The organism is Kaistella sp. CFF1-2, from assembly GCF_059509915.1.
The window spans coordinates 1-17202 of record NZ_JCAKLF010000003.1 but is presented as its reverse complement, the minus strand read 5'-3'; the positions used below and the strand labels follow the sequence as shown (position 1 = coordinate 17202).

The 17202-nt window shown below is 35.1% G+C and carries 15 protein-coding genes; 8 read left to right on the top strand and 7 right to left on the bottom strand.

The window, feature by feature from the left end:
• The first annotated feature begins 128 nt into the window (after positions 1–128).
• Positions 129–1199, top strand: a complete 1071-nt coding sequence (locus AC5XHR_RS09335) for a DUF4407 domain-containing protein (protein WP_495950521.1) — start codon at positions 129–131, stop codon at positions 1197–1199.
• A 111-nt stretch (positions 1200–1310) separates the two neighbouring features.
• The gene (locus AC5XHR_RS09330) at positions 1311–2531 is read left to right on the top strand and encodes an MFS transporter (RefSeq protein WP_495950520.1); all 1221 of its coding nucleotides are present in this window, start codon (positions 1311–1313) and stop codon (positions 2529–2531) included.
• Positions 2532–2562: 31 nt separating this feature from the next.
• Here AC5XHR_RS09330 and guaB read toward each other — a convergent pair whose 3' ends face one another.
• From guaB to AC5XHR_RS09295, 7 genes are all read right to left on the bottom strand, one after another.
• A complete protein-coding gene (gene guaB / locus AC5XHR_RS09325) occupies positions 2563–4023 on the bottom strand; it encodes an IMP dehydrogenase (protein WP_495950519.1) in 1461 nt (486 codons plus the stop codon).
• 142 nt (positions 4024–4165) lie between these two features.
• The gene (locus AC5XHR_RS09320; protein WP_495950518.1) at positions 4166–5740 is read right to left on the bottom strand and encodes a BamA/TamA family outer membrane protein; all 1575 of its coding nucleotides are present in this window, start codon (positions 5738–5740) and stop codon (positions 4166–4168) included.
• A 107-nt stretch (positions 5741–5847) separates the two neighbouring features.
• A complete protein-coding gene (locus AC5XHR_RS09315) occupies positions 5848–6366 on the bottom strand; it encodes a hypothetical protein (RefSeq protein ID WP_495950517.1) in 519 nt (172 codons plus the stop codon).
• A gap of 4 nt (positions 6367–6370) precedes the next feature.
• Positions 6371–7168, bottom strand: coding sequence for an SDR family NAD(P)-dependent oxidoreductase (locus tag AC5XHR_RS09310; protein ID WP_495950516.1), 798 nt, complete (start codon positions 7166–7168; stop codon positions 6371–6373).
• Positions 7158–8399 carry a 3-phosphoshikimate 1-carboxyvinyltransferase gene (locus AC5XHR_RS09305; RefSeq protein WP_495950515.1) on the bottom strand — a complete coding sequence of 414 codons (1242 nt, stop codon included), beginning with the start codon at positions 8397–8399 and terminating at the stop codon, positions 7158–7160. Before AC5XHR_RS09305 ends, AC5XHR_RS09310 begins: the two co-directional genes overlap by 11 nt.
• Positions 8400–8419: 20 nt before the next feature.
• The gene (locus AC5XHR_RS09300; protein ID WP_495950514.1) at positions 8420–8752 is read right to left on the bottom strand and encodes a nucleotide pyrophosphohydrolase; all 333 of its coding nucleotides are present in this window, start codon (positions 8750–8752) and stop codon (positions 8420–8422) included.
• A 27-nt stretch (positions 8753–8779) separates the two neighbouring features.
• On the bottom strand, positions 8780–10180 hold the full coding sequence (locus tag AC5XHR_RS09295) for a hypothetical protein (RefSeq protein WP_495950513.1): 1401 nt from the start codon (positions 10178–10180) through the stop codon (positions 8780–8782).
• 194 nt (positions 10181–10374) lie between these two features.
• On the opposite strand from AC5XHR_RS09295, the gene AC5XHR_RS09290 reads away from it, so the two are divergent.
• The 6 genes from AC5XHR_RS09290 to AC5XHR_RS09265 all read left to right on the top strand — a co-directional run bounded on the left by AC5XHR_RS09290 (position 10375) and on the right by AC5XHR_RS09265 (position 16984).
• Positions 10375–10626, top strand: a complete 252-nt coding sequence (locus AC5XHR_RS09290; protein WP_495950512.1) for a type B 50S ribosomal protein L31 — start codon at positions 10375–10377, stop codon at positions 10624–10626.
• A gap of 90 nt (positions 10627–10716) precedes the next feature.
• Positions 10717–11877, top strand: coding sequence for a GlmU family protein (locus tag AC5XHR_RS09285; RefSeq protein ID WP_495950511.1), 1161 nt, complete (start codon positions 10717–10719; stop codon positions 11875–11877).
• Positions 11878–11988: 111 nt separating this feature from the next.
• Positions 11989–12492, top strand: coding sequence for a GFO_1088 family ECF-type sigma factor (locus tag AC5XHR_RS09280; RefSeq protein ID WP_495950510.1), 504 nt, complete (start codon positions 11989–11991; stop codon positions 12490–12492).
• Positions 12473–13219 carry a hypothetical protein gene (locus AC5XHR_RS09275; RefSeq protein WP_495950509.1) on the top strand — a complete coding sequence of 249 codons (747 nt, stop codon included), beginning with the start codon at positions 12473–12475 and terminating at the stop codon, positions 13217–13219. Before AC5XHR_RS09280 ends, AC5XHR_RS09275 begins: the two co-directional genes overlap by 20 nt.
• A gap of 18 nt (positions 13220–13237) precedes the next feature.
• Positions 13238–14470 carry a DUF4252 domain-containing protein gene (locus tag AC5XHR_RS09270; protein WP_495950508.1) on the top strand — a complete coding sequence of 411 codons (1233 nt, stop codon included), beginning with the start codon at positions 13238–13240 and terminating at the stop codon, positions 14468–14470.
• A 75-nt stretch (positions 14471–14545) separates the two neighbouring features.
• Complete coding sequence (locus AC5XHR_RS09265) at positions 14546–16984, top strand: T9SS type B sorting domain-containing protein (protein ID WP_495950507.1); 2439 nt, start codon at positions 14546–14548, stop codon at positions 16982–16984.
• The last annotated feature ends 218 nt before the right edge of the window (positions 16985–17202 follow it).

Below are 17202 nucleotides of genomic sequence, written 5' to 3'. Positions count from 1 at the left end.
TATCTAGTTGATTTTCAGTAATTTTATTTGTAAAATTATTTTATAACTGATTTACTAGGCAAAACCTACTACTATCCGTAACATTGTCATAATTATTGCAGACTAATTAGGAACTAATTTTAGAAATAATGAAAACAAATAAAATTCAACCCACTCCCGTAAATCATGAAATAAATGGTTTTCAGAAGTTTATGATGCTGTGCTCGGGAGCCAATATTCATTTGCTAAAAAAAACCCCAAGTGAATGGAATAAATTTGCAGGAATTGGTGGTATTGTCTTATTTACCGCTGTTTTTGCAACGCTTTCTGCGGGATATGCTTTATTTACGGTCTTTGATAATATTTGGGTTGCGGTAGGATTCGGAATCGTTTGGGGATTAATGATTTTCAACCTTGACCGTTACATCGTTTCATCGATGAAAAAAACAGGAACAGTTTGGAATCAGATTTTAATGGTAATTCCACGTTTGATTTTGGCTACGTTTTTAGGAATTATCATTTCAAAACCTTTAGAATTGAAAATCTTTGAAAAAGAGGTTAACAAGCAATTAAATACCATCATTCAACGAAATAAAAAACAATTGGAAGGGGAAATGAACGGAAGAATCCTTCAACAATCAACGCCATTTGAAACAGAAAAGAAACAAATCTCGGAAAAAATCGCTGTTTACCAAGCTTCGTATGACTCTGCAGCCGTAGAATTGGAAAGAGAAATTCTAGGAACAAAAACAGGTTTAACAAGTGGTAAAGAAGGTTACGGATCTAACGCCAAACGTAAAGCTGAACTTAAGGAACAACGTAAACTCGATTTAGAAAATTATCAAAAACAAATGACGCCGCGATTGGAGTATTTGGATAAAGAAATTTCAAAAGTCTATACCAATCTCCAAACGGAGCGAACGAAAACTGAAACAATTGAAGATCGATTTAACGGATTTGCGGCTCGACTTCAGGCCTTAGACGAACTTGGTAAAAATTCTGAAATAATTGCTCTTGCAGCCGCATTTATCATGGGACTTTTCATTTGTCTCGAAATATCTCCCGTTTTAGTGAAACTGATTTCAAGTGTCGGACCATACGACTTCTTACTTGAGAAAACAGAAAACGATTTCAGACTCTATTCCAAAGAAAAAATTGAGAAAGGAAACTATCTCACCGACCATCGAATCGACCGATTCAAGCAAGATTTAGATGAATAAATCAATCAAAATAGAATTTAAAAAGACCTCAATTGAGGTCTTTTTTCATTAACTGAATTTTCTCATCCTTAAATTTTTGAGCATCAAACAGAATGTCTCTAGCTTTGAGTAATGTCGAAGTTGAAAACCAATCGCTGGATTATAGCTAGTATGGCTACTTGTACCCATTTACTTTTGGGAACAGTTTATGCGTGGAGTTTCTTCCAAAAACCGATAACAGAATCTTTTGGTTGGACTCAATCTGAAACTGCTTGGGCTTTTAGTATTTCGATTTTCATGTTGGGAATTACCGCAGCTTGGTGTGGAGGTAGAATTCACCAAATTGGAGTGAAAAAATTAGCCGTTCTCGGTGGATTTCTCTATGCCTTGGGCTACCTTATTTCCTTTTTTGCGTTACATTATCACCTACTTCCTTTACTTTATCTAGGTTTTGGAGTTATTGGTGGCATCGGTTTAGGCATAGCATACGTAACACCCGTTGCAGCTGTCTCGGAATGGTTTCCTAAAAAATCAGGGTTCATAACAGGAATGGTGGTTATGGGATTTGGTTTGGGAGCTTTTCTTATGTCTAAAGTCTTAGCACCACTTTTACTTAGTTTATTTAATGGAAATCTCGCGTATACTTTTCTTGGCGTCGGTTGCATTCTACTCATTTTACTTCCAATTTCGGCTTCTTTTTTAAAAGCAAGTCCTGAAGTTGTGAATGCGGCAACGAAAAAAAATGAAAATATATCATCCATTTTAAAATCAAAAAACTATCAATTTATTTGGTTGATCTTTCTCTTTAACATCGTTGCAGGAATGATTTTTATTGCTTTTCAATCGCCTTTACTACAGAATCTTTTAATGAAAAATGGAATAAGCGATGCATTAACATTAAGTGAAAAAGGAGCAACACTAATTGCCGTAAGTGCAGTATTTAATGGAATTGGACGATTCTTTTGGGGAAGTCTTTCCGATAAAATAGGAAAAATAACGGCTTTTCGATGGATGCTGATTTTGGAAATCCTCTGTTTTGTCGTTTTAATTTTCACTCAAAATCCAACGATCTTTTTTGCAGTCGTTTGTTTGATATTACTTTGTTATGGTGGCGGATTTGGAATGATTCCATCCCTAATTAAGGAACGTTTTGGAGTAAAACTTATGGCTTCACTTTACGGAATTGTTTTGGTTGCTTGGGGATTTGGCGGAATTATCGGTCCACAAGTTACCGCGTATTTAAGTGATCACTTTCCAGAAAATGCGGGTGTATTTTCGTATTACATTGGTTTAGGCTTGTTGCTTCTTGGATTGATCCTTTCTTTAAGTATCAAAATAAAAAAAGCCGCATAAAATGCGACTTTTAATTTATTAAACTCTCCTATTACAAAGAATAATTTGGAGCTTCTTGGGTAATGATGACATCATGTGGATGTGATTCTTTCAAGCCACTTCCCGTAATTTTCACCATTTTACTATCTTTTTGAAGTGAAGGAATATCTTTTGTTCCGCAATATCCCATTCCAGCACGTAAACCACCTGTCAATTGGAAAACAACATCTTCTAATTTTCCTTTGTATGGTACACGACCTTCAATACCTTCTGGTACAAATTTTTTCGCTTCACTTTGGAAATAACGTTCTTTACCACCACGCTTCATTGCTGAAAGACTCCCCATACCTTGATAGGATTTGAAAGTTCTTCCTTGGAAAATAATTTCCTCACCTGGCGCTTCTTCCGTTCCTGCAAATAAAGATCCTAACATAACAGCGTTCGCTCCGGAAGCAATAGCTTTAACGATGTCTCCCGAAAGTTTAATACCACCATCAGCGATAACACTTACATTTCTCGTTTTTGCATATTCGTACACATTGTAAATTGCAGAAAGTTGAGGAACACCAACACCCGCAACAACTCGCGTTGTACAAATAGAACCTGGTCCAACTCCTACTTTAATTACGTTTGCTCCTGCATCAATTAATGCTTCCGCAGCTTCTGCCGTTACGACATTTCCACCAACAATATCTAAATTCGGGAATGCTGCTTTAATTTCAGAAATTTTATCAATTACTCCTTTCGAATGTCCGTGAGCTGAGTCAATAGCTACAATATCCACTCCAGCAGCAACTAATGCTTCAATGCGCTCCATCGTATCCACTCCAACGCCAACGCCAGCACCAACGATTAACCTACCGTTTTGGTCTTTGTTTGCATTTGGATATTCCATTTGATTATCGATATCCTTAATTGTAATTAAACCAACCAATTTATTGTTTGCATCTACGATAGGAAGTTTTTCAACACGATTTTGAAGCAAAATTTTCTTCGCTTGCTCCAAGTCTGTATTTTTATCCGAAGTGATGATGTTTTCTTTCGTCATCAACTCCTCCACTTTCATGGCAAGGTTTTCTTGATATTTTACATCACGATTGGTGATGATTCCGATTAATGTATTTTCAACATCAACAACTGGCAAACCTGAGATTTTATAACGTTGCATTAATTCTTTCGCTTCACCTAAAGTATGGTCTTTCGAAAGTGTTACCGGATCCGAAATCATTCCGTTTTCTGAACGTTTTACTTTATTTACTTGAGCTGCTTGCTCTGCAATAGTCATGTTTTTATGGATAAAACCAAGACCTCCAACACGAGCCAATGCAATAGCCAGATCCGCCTCGGTTACGGTGTCCATAGCCGCAGAAACAATAGGAACGTTAAGGGTAATTTTATCTGTTAATCTTGATTTTAAAGAAACCTGTGAAGGTAGAACTTCCGAGTAAGAAGGAATCAAAAGAACGTCGTCGAAAGTGATCGCTTCTTCTACAATTTTGTTATGTATAGACATCTTTACTTTCTGTGCAAAATTAGTCTATTTTAATGAAAATGAAAAATTTTTCTAGGAATGTAAATTAAAATTAATGCAATAGACGATATCAATACTCGAAATGAATCTAATTATTACAGCAAAAACAAAGAAAATCTTAAATCTAAAAACGACTAATGATTCCCCAGTGGATTTTGGTATCGCGGAAATTAAAAGGATTTCCGACCTGACTTCCGTTTGAAATTTGGAAACTCATGAGTCCAATCGGTAGGAAGAAATTGAATCCAAAACCGAAACTGTAGAATTTAGGATCGGCTCCTAAGGTTTTGTTTTGAATTTGACCAAACTGGGCAAACACATCAAAAAACGCTTGTTGATTCACCAAATAACGATATTCAGCACCACCATAGGCATAAAAATTGGCGAGAATGGCGTTTTCATTAAATCCTCGAAGCGAGTTCCAGCCTCCAATTCGGAATAATTCATTTTCGGCTAAATCATTTTTAGAATTCAATAAGGCAGATTCCGCTTTGATGTTGAGATAATGCCTACCTTTTAAATGAAAATTCTTCTCCCCTAAAATATAATAGCGAACCACTGAGCCTTTGGATTGGTCGGCATCATAACGAGTCGAAAGAAAATCCAATTCGGCTCGAATTCTAGAATCAAAAACAAAAAGTTCCACATCCGTTGGCTTTTGAAACTCGTACCAAATACCCGCTCCACTTCGATTAAATTCTTTCGCTGCGGTATACAATGAATCCAAAACAGAAGACACTTCAAAATTCCCGCGAACACCGATCCTTTGTTTTTGCGTCATTTGATAAAACAGTCCAGGATGCATTTTCACATTAGCAAACGTGGAATCTTGGCGGTAAATATTCATCTGAACATCCAAACCCACATTGGATTTAAACAAATACGGAATACTCGTTTTCAAATCAAAAGTTTGACCTTTGTTGGGATTTCGTTGCCAATATAAACTCACATCTTCGAAACCATTGAACATATTTCGGAAAGCAATATTCAGCGTTCCATTAAAGGAAAATTTATCGCTTTCGTTGTTTCCAAAACCAATAATTCCATCAAACGTATTGGACTTTTTTTTCTGGAATTGTAAAAAAACTTGTGTAGAATCTTTCGTAAACAACGTTTGCGGTGGTTGCTCCAACAAAACAAAGGGATGATTTTGAAGACTTTGTTGAAGTTTTGCAAGCTGCCCAACTTCATAATCTTTTCCTACAAAATCCTTTTCTAAATTCTTTTTGAATCGCTTCGGAACTTTTTCATAGCCTTTCAAAACCAAACCATCAATTTTACGCTTTTGTCCTAAATCAACCGAAAGTTTGACTTGCGGACGGTTGTTTTTTAAGCCTTGATATTCCGTTTTTACACGATTAAATGCGTAGCCTTTTGCTACAAAATGCTGGTTGATCGTTTTGCGAATGGAATCTAAATTCGACGTAGAAAATGTTTTTGATTTCTTCAATTCATCAGCTAGACTTCCTTCCAATTGAACATCTGCTACGTTAAAATTATCGCCTTTGTCATAGAAAATTTGAATTTCATTCGGCGTTTCCTTGACATCAACCACTTTCGTGTAGAAATAATTCGACTGTGAAAGGGAATCTAAAAACTGAGCCGCCGAAAGCGAATCTTTCTTTGGCTTCGAAATCTTCGTCTCGACATCAATTAGTTGAAAGGTTTTCTTTTGAGCTTGTAACCAAAAACTTCCCATTAGAAAAACAAAAATCCAAAACCGGGTTTCCTTGTAAAAAGAAACGAAGAATTGGTTATTTTGCTTTGAGATGGTCATATTCCAATAACTGAATCGCGTCCGGAATATTATTTTGAAGGGCTCATTTTAGGCGCTTCGAATTGTTTAATTTCTAAATCGGAACTCAAATTCGGGAAAAACATTAGTATTTGTTCCTTCTTTTGATTCATCGTGTTAATCAACGTCCACGATTTTCCTTGATCTTCGGAAATCGCAATTAACATCAATTGCGTTGAAAAACGTTTTTTGTCTTTCGAAGCTTCCAAAACCGTAGTTTCTATTATCGGAATTTGAATCTCGTCATCTTTTTTAGCCATTTTCCCACCGTGTTTATGCGAAATACTTTTGATGGAAACGCCTTCCTCTTTTGTCTTCTGACTTGCTATTTTCAGCATTTTGACCACGTTGGGTTTTCCACCCACCATAGCAAAAACCTTTGGATACATATAATCTACCAAAGACTCATAATTTCCGGCCAACAAATTCTGTCGATATTCCTTTAGCGTCTTGTTTAAACTAGCATTTGTCGTTTGAGCAAATGCAAAAACTGAAAAAGTAAAAGCGATAAAAAAGAAACGTGCTTTCATGCTATTAATCTAGATGATTGTATTTTTTCATTAAGTTTTCGTACACCTTTTGCGGAAGAATCCACTTTAAAGGGACACCAATTTTCTGCCCCATTTTCCCAAAATAGTAATGGGCTTTCCAAGATTTCTTTTGAAGCAATTTATCAACATAAACCGCAACATCCAAAGGTTCTGTTCCATCATTCACATGCGAATTCATCAAGTTATGCACTTTGGAAAATATTTTCTGATATGGCTCCGAAACCGAAGTTTTCACACGATGGTCCGCAATATTGGTTTTGATGTCGCCTAAATGCAAGGAACAAACATCCACATTCCAAGGATAAACCTCGTAACGCATTGCTTCTACCACTTTATCTAAAGCCGATTTTGAAGCCGAATAGAAGCCACGAAACGGCAAACCCATTTCCGATCCAATACTGGAAACATTGATAATTTGACCTCTTTTTTGATTTCGCATCGACGGCATAATCGCGCTCATGGTTTGCACCGCTCCAATCAAATTGAGGTTAAAAAGCTTAGTAATATCTTCTTTCGTAGAATCTTCTACTGCACCAACCATGCCCATTCCGGCGTTGTTTATCAAAACATCAATTCGATTTGTTTGCGAAAGAATTTCATCAATCGCCTTTTGAATTTGATCTTTATCTGTAATATCTGTCGGAATCGTTTTAAAGTATGGTGAATCCACATTTTTTCGGCTCAAACCAAAAACTTGATTTCCTTTTTTTCCAAAATATTCCGCCATAACGAAACCAATTCCTGTGGAAGTTCCGGTTATCACAAGTACTTTATTCTCCATCCGCTATCGTTTCTATAATACATTCTAGATTGTTCCAAAAATCAGGATACGATTTTTCTACAACATCGTCATTCTCAATCGTTAATGGAATTTGCAAGCACATCGGTGCAAAACTCATCGCCATTCTATGATCGTTATATGTCGCAATACTCACCGGAAATTGAGGTTTACTAAACGAAATAGAGCGAATACTAGCATCCGTTATTTCCGTCTCACAACCGAGTTTCCGAAGCTCATTTTGCAACGCAACCAATCGGTCGGTTTCCTTTACTTTCAATGTTTCTAAACCATTAATTTCAAACGGAACTTTGAAAGCAACTGCCGTTACACAAAGCGTTTGCGCAATATCGGGACAGTCATTCATATTCAAAGAAACCTTTTCGGGCATTTGAAAATAATTTTCAGGAAATAAACTCAAAGAGAAATCTGCTTCATCCGTAACCGAATTCACACCAAAGAAATCCCAATAAATTTCTTTCAAACGCGAATCACCTTGTAATGAATACGTTTTGAAACTTTTCAACGTAATCGGCTGTCTTCCAATTGCAGCCAATGAGTAAAAATAACTCGCCGAACTCCAATCGCTTTCTACTTCATAATGAATCAGCGAAGACATGGTATGCTCTTTTTTGAATGGAAATACACGAATGCGATTTCCTTCAAATTCACTTTTAATGCTAACTTCGGAAAGAATTTTTAATGTCATTTCCAAATATGGTCGCGAGGTGATTTTTCCTTCTAATTGAAGATCCAATCCATTTTCTAGTTTCCCACCAATCAATAATAAGGACGTGATAAATTGCGATGAAATATTGGCTGGAATCTTTACTAGACTTTTAGAAAGCTTCTTTCCTGCAATTTTCAACGGTGGAAAACCTTCGTTCTCCAAATACTCAATATCGGCACCTAACTTTCGTAATGCGTCAACCAAATACTGAATTGGTCGCTGTTTCATACGATCAGAACCCGTAAGAATAACTTCTCGCCCTTCTTGAATCGCAAAAAAAGACGTCAAAAAACGCATCGCGGTTCCCGCGTGGTGAATGTCAATCGTGGTTTCGTCGGATGCTAATGCTTTTTGCATTAATTGAGAATCTTGAGAGTTCGAAAGGTTACCAATCAAGATGTTGCCAAACAATTCCTTTAAAATCAACAAACGATTCGAAATACTTTTCGAACCGGTAATTTGTATGGTTTGATGGTCTTTGAGTAGTGCTTTTTTTAAATACATTTAAAAAAGTATTGCGTTTTTTATTTTTTATGAAGTTTTTCGTTGTTCTGATGTCTGTCGGAATCGCGTTCGGTTTTCTTTTTCATTTTCGCATCAAAAGCTGCTTGAAGATCAACGCCTGTCTGATTCGCCAAACATAAAGTCACAAACAAAACATCGGCTAATTCCTCACCTAAATCTTTTGTTTTATCAGATTCCTTTTCACTTTGTTCGCCGTATCTTCTTGCGATAATTCGGGCAACTTCACCTACTTCTTCGGTAAGCATCGCCATATTGGTTAGCTCATTGAAATAGCGAACGCCAATCGTTTTTATCCATTCATCAACTTCGTGTTGAAGCTTTGTAATCTCCATTTCCTCTTCGAATTTTAAAACTATATGTTATTGATAAGCGCCTAAACTAGGATTTGACGTTCTCGAAACACCAACTAAATCTTTCGGAACAATATTCGCAATTGTTACATTTCCTTTATTCTTAGCCGGAGAATCTTCTCCCAAACGCATATTCATCTTTGAAATATACGGAAAAAGGAATTTCGGATCTTCATTTTTCAAGGAATTAATAACATTCGGATTTCCATCGAAAACAAATCCTGCTTGATCTGTATATTTCAGCAAAGAATTGGTGATCGTATAAGTGAAATTCTGCCCTGATTTTGGACTAAAAAGAATCGAATTTGAGTTAACTCCATAAACAATTGAGTTCTTAAGATTTAATTTAATATCACCATTCAACGTTGTTCCAGAAGTATTTTTCCATTCATTGGAAGCCACTAAAGAAAGTCCCGGTAAAGAGGAATTCAAACGCCAATAATTAGCTAATGTCACATGCGTAAAATCGGCTGTACTTCCTGCAAACAAACCAACGTTTGCGCTACCACAATTGTTCATCACCAAGTTTTCCGCTTTAACAACAGATTGAACGGCTTCGATACCATAATTTTGAAACGTATGAATAAACGAGTTTTGAATTGTTGCTTCGGCTTTATTTAAGGTAAAACCTGTTGTTCCTCCAAAAACACGAGCGTAGTTCATGGATAATTTCGAGCCTTCTTCAAAACGGATACCATTCCAATTTAAAGGAATGGTATCGTATTTAAGGTCATTCCGATCACCACGTAACACCACTTCATCATTCAATGCTCCTTCGATAGTCAATTTAGCGTTTTTAGAAATTTTCATTCCACTATTTTTAGTGAAATAAACTTTGGTTCCTTTTTGTATCTGAAGTTCTTTTCCTTCGGCTACAGTCAAATCCCCGTAAATGATTTTAGCTTTGGAGTTTGTCCAAACCGTATTTTGAGAAAGAATATTCGGATTGGTCTTGCTTTCAATAAAAAACTCAGCATCTTGAACAACAGACAATAACGTCACATGTTGATTGAGACTTCCACCCTCAAAAACCACTTGATCTTCCGCGATCGCTTCTTTAGCATTAGACACCGGTGCGATTTCGATAAAAACGTATAAACTGTCTTTTTTACGAAGCGGAATATTTTGAAAATCTGTTCCAGCTTTTCCATCCACATTAATACGGTATGGGGACGAAGTCCCTCCTTTCAAAGAAATTTTTGGAATGATGACGTCATTATTTTCGGTGTTATAAACTTTAAAAGCGTAGGTTTCTGACCGAACTTGATTGTAAATCGTATCGCAAAAAACCGTGTCTCTAGAAAATCGTAATTCTTTGGATGGTTGATCGAATGAAATCTCATCCTTCTTACAAGCCGTTGTTAAAAGAAGCGCCCAGAAGGCTGCAATAAATAAAAATCTGAGTTTCATCAATCTATGAATATTCGTAGTTCAAAGGTACTTATTTTTACTGAACTCTTTTATCATCAAAATATTATTCTTAATAAGTTTTGCAAGTTCAAAAAAAAGTACTATTTTTGCCACCTAAAATAACGGATAAAAAATCCATTACTACTTTTATCCAATTTAAAATAAATACGTAATAAAGTAATTTTTAGCATATCATGAAAAAAGGAATTCACCCTGAAAATTATAGATTAGTTGCTTTCAAAGACATGAGTAACGATGAAGTTTTCATTTGCAAATCAACTGCTGACACAAAAGATACAATTGAGTATGAAGGACAAGAATATCCATTAATCAAAATGGAAATCTCTTCTACATCTCACCCATTCTACACAGGAAAAGTAAAACTTGTAGATACAGCGGGTAGAGTTGACAAGTTCATGAATAAATACAAAAAATTCGCTAAGTAATTTTTGTATTTTACATTATAATTAAAGTCTTTCAGGATTCTGAAAGACTTTTTTTATTGTATTTTTGTTCTGACAATATAGAAAAATCATATGCAAATAGTATTTTCCGATGCCCAATTTTGGGAAGATTTTCTCCCACTAACTTTTACTCGTCCAATCGCTGAAATGCGTTGCGGAATTCTAACGTTTACAGAACGTTGGAAGAAATTATTAGATATTGAAAACTTCGCGTACATCACGGAAGCATTTTTAGAAGATAAGTTCCCAAGACCACAAGAAGAGGAAAGTTTGTTTTTAGTACCTCACTTTCTCCCATCCGAATCTATTTTGAAACAAATTCAAGATTTGAAATTTGGTGAAGCTTTGGTTTATGAAAATGAATTGATCGCAGCGAGAATCAACATGAAAAATTTTAGCTTGAATCAAATCGAAAAAATGACGGATATTGAAGAAGATTTACACTTTTTCAAACAACCGACAGATTTGTTTTCGCACAATCAAAAAGCAATTGATTTTGATTTTGATTTATTAACTAAAGGGAGAACATCTCAACCTTTATCAGAAACCAATGGTTTTTTGGGGAACGCGGACGACTTATTTATTGAAGAAGGTGCACAGATTGAATTTTCAACATTAAATACGAAAACAGGAAAAATTTATATCGGAAAAAATGCCGAAGTCATGGAAGGTTGCCATCTTCGTGGCCCGATTGCACTTTGTGAAGATTCTAAATTCAATTTGGGAGCAAAAATTTATGGTGCAACGACCATTGGTCCGCATTGTAAAGTTGGTGGTGAAGTAAATAACATCATCATTTTCGGATATTCCAATAAAGGACATGACGGTTTTGTAGGAAATTCCGTGATTGGCGAATGGTGTAATCTGGGCGCGGATACTAATTCTTCCAATCTAAAAAACAACTATGCATCTGTAAAACTTTGGAACTATAAGAAAAAACGTTTCTTAGATTCAGGATTGCAATTTGCGGGTTTAATTATGGGCGATCATTCAAAAACCGCAATCAACACCCAATTGAATACCGGAACCGTTGTTGGCGTTGCCGCAAATATTTTCAAATCTGGATTTCCTCCAAATTTAATTTCGAATTTCTCTTGGGGCGGAATGAAGGACGATGAAAAGTTTAAACTCGAAAAAGCGTATGAAGTTGCCGAAAAAGCAATGGAAAGACGGAAAATTGAGTTAACATCAGCAGACAAAAAAATACTAGAATACATCTACAATGTATATTAATATTTATTTGAATATCAATAATTTACAAAACTTCAGCAAAAAAAGCTGAAGTTTTTTTACTTTTAATGTAATAAAACCGAAGACAAGGTTGTCTTACTTACAAACGAGCACATGGACCAAGAAACATTCAAAAAAAACATATTTTCATTGAAAGATGAAATGTATCGTTTTGCGAAACGGTTTGTGTCTAGTGTAGATGAAGCAGAAGACGTTGTACAAGATCTTATGATGAAGTTCTGGCAAAAACGTGAAGAGCTGGCTCAGTATGAAAATGTGCGAGCATTTGCCTTACGTTGCGTAAAAAACGAATGCTTGAACCGACTCAAACATCATGAAGTAAAAATGAATTTTGCATCCGTACAAATATCTAATGTTGATTATTATAAGAATGATGTCAACAATTTGAAAGACCACATTTTAAAGTTTATTAGCCACTTGCCTGAAAAACAGAAAATGGTAATTCACTTAAAAGATGTTGAAGAATATGAAGTCTCGGAAATCGCTGAAGTAATGGAGATGGAAGAAAATGCGGTGCGAGCCAACCTCATGCGAGCGAGACAAAAAGTTAAAGAACAAATAAAGCAACTGATGGCTTATGAAAGCAGATCATTATAAAAAATTAAAAGAAAAATACTTTCAAGGAGAAACTTCGACTGAAGAAGAACAACTTCTGAAAAATGAAAGTACAGATTCTATTTTCGAGTTTTTCAAAGAAGAAAAGCAAGAAAAAATGGATTGGGATTTTGATAGCTTCCTAGAAAAAGCGAATGCTCAAGAAAGTGAAGATGAAAAGATTATCCCCATTTCAGCACCAAGAATAGGACAAAAGAAAAAATCTAATTACGTTTGGCTGGCTGCTGCAAGTGTTATTCTTTTAGTTGGATTGTATATCGCTTTCAATCAAAATACAAGATTAGAAGTAGATGATGCTCAATTAGCGCAAGAAGTTCAAAAACAAAAAAATGATTTCCTTGCAGAAACAAGTGTTGCTGCGAATACAAAGTCTCCAGATAGCGTAACTGCTTCTAAAGACAGCGTTCAGGCAGAAAATCCTGCTTCAACTAATTCTATAGATGAAAAGAAATTGATGGACCAAATCCTACCTAAAAAGGGAAGAATTAAAAAAATTACACGTGAGCGTTATTCAGAAAATGAACCTGTAAAAACATCAAACAAAATGCAACAAAATCAATATCAAGAAAGTTACGTAACCGTAAATGGCCAAAAAATAAAAGACGAGCAAGAAGCGATTGACATTACGAAATACTCTGTGCAGCTTTTAGCAGATAAAATGTCAAAAAGCATCGCGACGGCGCGCATCCAAGAAAACTCAATAGACTAACTTAAGAAACCAACAACAATGAAAAACACGATTATACTTTTCGCCTTACTTTTTGTGCCTATTTTAGGACTAAAAGCGCAAAAGAAAGAACTGGAAAACATCTTCCAGCAATATGAAAAAACCGAAGGAGTCACTTCGATTAACATTACCAAGCCGATGTTTGGCTTTTTAAAAGCTTTAGATATAGAAGATTCCGAGATAAGCCAAATTAAACCTGTTTTATCAAAATTAAATAGTTTGAAAATTATCATCATCGAGGATGAAGGGAAAAATCCTAGTTTAAAAGGAGTAAGTTCAAGCATCCTAAATGCAGTAAACAAATTGAACTATCAAGAATTGATGACTGTTAATAATCAAAATGCAAAAATGAAGTTTCTTGCAGCAGATGCAAAAGACGGAATGATTGACAATCTTCTTATGAATATTACGGGAAGTTCCGGAGGAAGTATTTTGATGATGCTTGATGGAAATCTTTCTATGGAAGATGTAAATAATCTAGCAAACGAAGCTCAACTAAACTCTTCGTCGAAAAGTTCAAAATACGAACCAGGGAATAGATCAAACAAGGAGGAAAGAAAAATTGGAAAATTTAGCGGGATTCGAGTAGCGAGTGGAATCAAAGTAAACTTCACGCAAACACCAACACAAAGAATTACTGTAGAAACAGATCCTGGAAAACTAAAACACATTAAAACAAACATTGAAAACGGAATTTTAAATATTTCCATTGATAATCTAGGCGAACGTAATTTGAATTTAAATAAGATATTAGTAACCGTCGATGCACCCACATTAAATTCAATAACAGCAACTTCGGGTTCTAATTTCTCAACTTTAAATAGAGTATCATCCGATAAAATTGATGTAGAAGTAACCTCAGGAGCTTCCTTATTTGCTGAACTTTCAGCACAAAAATCAGTAACTATAAAAGCTACTTCAGGTTCTACATCGAAAATTGATGTTCAAAGTCCATACTTAAATTACGATGGTAGCAGTGCATCAACCGTAACACTTATCGGAAAAGTAACCAACGCAGACATGGAAACTTCGAGTGCAACAAGTTTAAACGCTGAGAACTTGAGTTTAGCTAAACTAACTATTAAATCAAGTTCGGCATCTACGGCCAAAGTAAGTGTAAGCGAGACATTAGGTGCAAAAGCGTCTTCAAGTGCAACGATTCGTTATTTTGGAAATCCTAAAAACACGAATGTCGATGTTTCTAGCAGTGGATCAGTTAAAAACATGAAATAAAGAAACATTCATAGCAAACTTTTAAAACGGAAAACTACTCTCATTTGGGAGTAGTTTTTTTTGTATTTTTATTAGATGAAGTTAATGAGATTTTGGTGTGTGCTCATTTTGATGTTACTTTTTCCAAATAAAGCGGCTGCCCAACTGGATTTGGAACATTGGTTTGCTCCTATTTATGTTGAGTCGGTTGCCGAAATAACAACTTTAGATGTATATCTCTCCACACCTCATGAAACTCCTTTTGCCGTAAAAATAGTTAACGGACAACATCAAGAAATCTTCCATGAAATGCTCTCAAAATCGCAACCATTAAGAGTTGCAATTCCACCAAGTGAGATTTTGATAAGTAAATATTCAGGTATGCAAGTCAATACCAAAGGATTACATCTTGTTGGTGAGAATAGTTTTTATTCTAGCTTTCGGGTTAATTTTAACCGTGGACGGGACACAGAGCTGATAACTTCAAAAGGAAAAACTGCATTGGGAACTCATTTTTTTTCTTCAAACCCACCGTATCAATCGAATACAAAAAATAATCTAATTAATCATCAAACATCCTTTGTTGCAACAAAAGATCATACAAAAATTAAAATTTCAGGCTACGATTCAAGAATTATATTTAGTGACGGTAAGCAATATCCTAATGGGATTGAAATTAATCTAAACAAAGGCGAATCTTATGCTTTTGTCGCTCGAAAAAATGATAAACCTGCAGATATACCACAATATGAATACGAATATTTTGACACCTTTATTGGCTCCGAAATTACGAGTAATTATCCCATAGTTGTGTCTAACGGTGGTTTTAATGGAAATCATTTCTTGGAAGGTTACGGTAAAATCATGTTAGATCAAACGCTTCCAGTAAAAAATATTGGAAAAAGCTACTATATAAAAAAAGGGTTTACAGATTTAGATAAACAAGTTGAAGCGGGATTAGTAGTAGCAACAGAAAATAATACGAAGATTACGGTTAACGGGAAAAAAAGCATTCTCTTACAAAAAGGTGAATTTAAACTTCTCACCGATTCCTATTTTGAAAATAATGGAATGTTAATCGAAGCTGATAAACCCGTATATTTTAACCAATTTATTGGTGGGAATAACGGAAGTGGTCGGCTAGAAATATATGCTTTCAATACTCCAGCAATGGCACTTGTACTTCCGCTGGATACAAATTTACCGAATGGAATAGACTTCATTAATGATGTGGGTTCGATTAACTCTTATTCTTTGGATACTCGACTTCATGTTTTAACGAATGGTAATCAATTATTTGTAAACAATTCAACAACACCTTCAAATGACGGTCCAGAACCAATCGGAACCACGAATTGGCAATTATATCAAATACGCAATACCAATAAAGATGTAAGCCTCCAATCAGATGGTTCAATCATACTTGGAGTAATTGGAGGAACCGAAGATTTGACATCCTCGAAAAATGGTTCGTTTGCAGGATTTTATAAGGGTTTTAGTAACGATCCCAAAATAAAAATCAATGGAAATTGTATCGAAGAGGGCATCACCTTATCCTTAACGAATACCGATTTTGAAACTTTTCAATGGCAACTAAATGGTGTCGACATCATGAATGCGACTGAATTTACATTTCAGCCCATTTTAAGCGGTAATTACACATGCAAAATAGGTTATAGTGGATATTTTTATACAACACCGGAAGTGAGGATTATTAACTGCCCTTATAGCGTAACAGAGCTTAATTTGGGAACAACATGCAGTACTTTAAAGTATCAACTCAAATTTTCGGCACCTAACGAAAATCTGACAGTAAAAAATTGGGAAATTGTAACTAATCCTCAATACGCAAAAGCGAATGCAATAGGCCAAGATTTACTGTTAGGATCATACAATGATTATTATGGAGTAGATAGAGTAGTGATAAAAATAACGTCTACTACAGGCTTTTATGAGATACAAAAACTAAATTTTGAATTATTATCAAATTCTAAAGCAAGCTTTAAAAAATCAATCGAAGCAATTAATGAAAATGGAGACTATTATTATGATTTGAATTTCTCCATTGAAAACTCAGCTAATGAATATATAAAGTTTTACCAAACTCAAGAAAATGCTGAGAATAGAACTAATAAAATACAAAATCCAGATAAGTTTCAATCTAACCAACAATTCATTTATGCAGTAAGCAATATAGCAAATGGCTGCTCAAAGATTTCTAAAATTGAATTAATAAAACCAATACTAGATCATAGTGTTACGCTACCTAATTTCTTTTCTCCCAATGGTGATGGTGTAAATGACGTTCTAGATTTTCAAATACTAGCCAAAAAACAAAATTTAAAAATTTACATTTTGGATCGTTTTGGAAAACCAATCTATATCTATCCAAAGATAAACACGGAATTATTTTGGAATGGTAAGACGAAAAATGGAGCTTCATTGCCGACAAATACCTATTGGTTTATCGCAGAATATGAAGAAAATGAAGTAAAGGTTACAAAACAACAGTGGATATATCTAAAGAATAGATAATCTATGTTAACAATATATTGCTTGAATTAATGCGTACATAAGCTTAGAATTCAACGTTTTAACCTTAAACTATATTCAGACTCCAAACGTTAAACGTTGAACCTTGAAGGTTCTTCGTTTGGTTATTGGATGTGTATTTGTTGTCTTATTCTTGATTAGTACTTGTTGTAGTGTTGTAGCAATCTTTCATGCTTTGGTTTTCGTGACTTTTGTGCATA

Coding starts and splice junctions, on each gene's coding strand:
- AC5XHR_RS09270 (WP_495950508.1), top strand. CDS start 13,238: ATGAAAAACACGATTATACTTTTCGCCTTACTTTTTGTGCCTATTTTA.
- AC5XHR_RS09310 (WP_495950516.1), bottom strand. CDS start 7,168: ATGGAGAATAAAGTACTTGTGATAACCGGAACTTCCACAGGAATTGGT.
- AC5XHR_RS09295 (WP_495950513.1), bottom strand. CDS start 10,180: ATGAAACTCAGATTTTTATTTATTGCAGCCTTCTGGGCGCTTCTTTTA.
- AC5XHR_RS09275 (WP_495950509.1), top strand. CDS start 12,473: ATGAAAGCAGATCATTATAAAAAATTAAAAGAAAAATACTTTCAAGGA.
- AC5XHR_RS09305 (WP_495950515.1), bottom strand. CDS start 8,399: ATGTATTTAAAAAAAGCACTACTCAAAGACCATCAAACCATACAAATT.
- AC5XHR_RS09335 (WP_495950521.1), top strand. CDS start 129: ATGAAAACAAATAAAATTCAACCCACTCCCGTAAATCATGAAATAAAT.
- AC5XHR_RS09265 (WP_495950507.1), top strand. CDS start 14,546: ATGAAGTTAATGAGATTTTGGTGTGTGCTCATTTTGATGTTACTTTTT.
- AC5XHR_RS09320 (WP_495950518.1), bottom strand. CDS start 5,740: ATGGGAAGTTTTTGGTTACAAGCTCAAAAGAAAACCTTTCAACTAATT.
- AC5XHR_RS09290 (WP_495950512.1), top strand. CDS start 10,375: ATGAAAAAAGGAATTCACCCTGAAAATTATAGATTAGTTGCTTTCAAA.
- AC5XHR_RS09330 (WP_495950520.1), top strand. CDS start 1,311: ATGTCGAAGTTGAAAACCAATCGCTGGATTATAGCTAGTATGGCTACT.
- AC5XHR_RS09300 (WP_495950514.1), bottom strand. CDS start 8,752: ATGGAGATTACAAAGCTTCAACACGAAGTTGATGAATGGATAAAAACG.
- AC5XHR_RS09280 (WP_495950510.1), top strand. CDS start 11,989: ATGGACCAAGAAACATTCAAAAAAAACATATTTTCATTGAAAGATGAA.
- guaB (WP_495950519.1), bottom strand. CDS start 4,023: ATGTCTATACATAACAAAATTGTAGAAGAAGCGATCACTTTCGACGAC.
- AC5XHR_RS09315 (WP_495950517.1), bottom strand. CDS start 6,366: ATGAAAGCACGTTTCTTTTTTATCGCTTTTACTTTTTCAGTTTTTGCA.
- AC5XHR_RS09285 (WP_495950511.1), top strand. CDS start 10,717: ATGCAAATAGTATTTTCCGATGCCCAATTTTGGGAAGATTTTCTCCCA.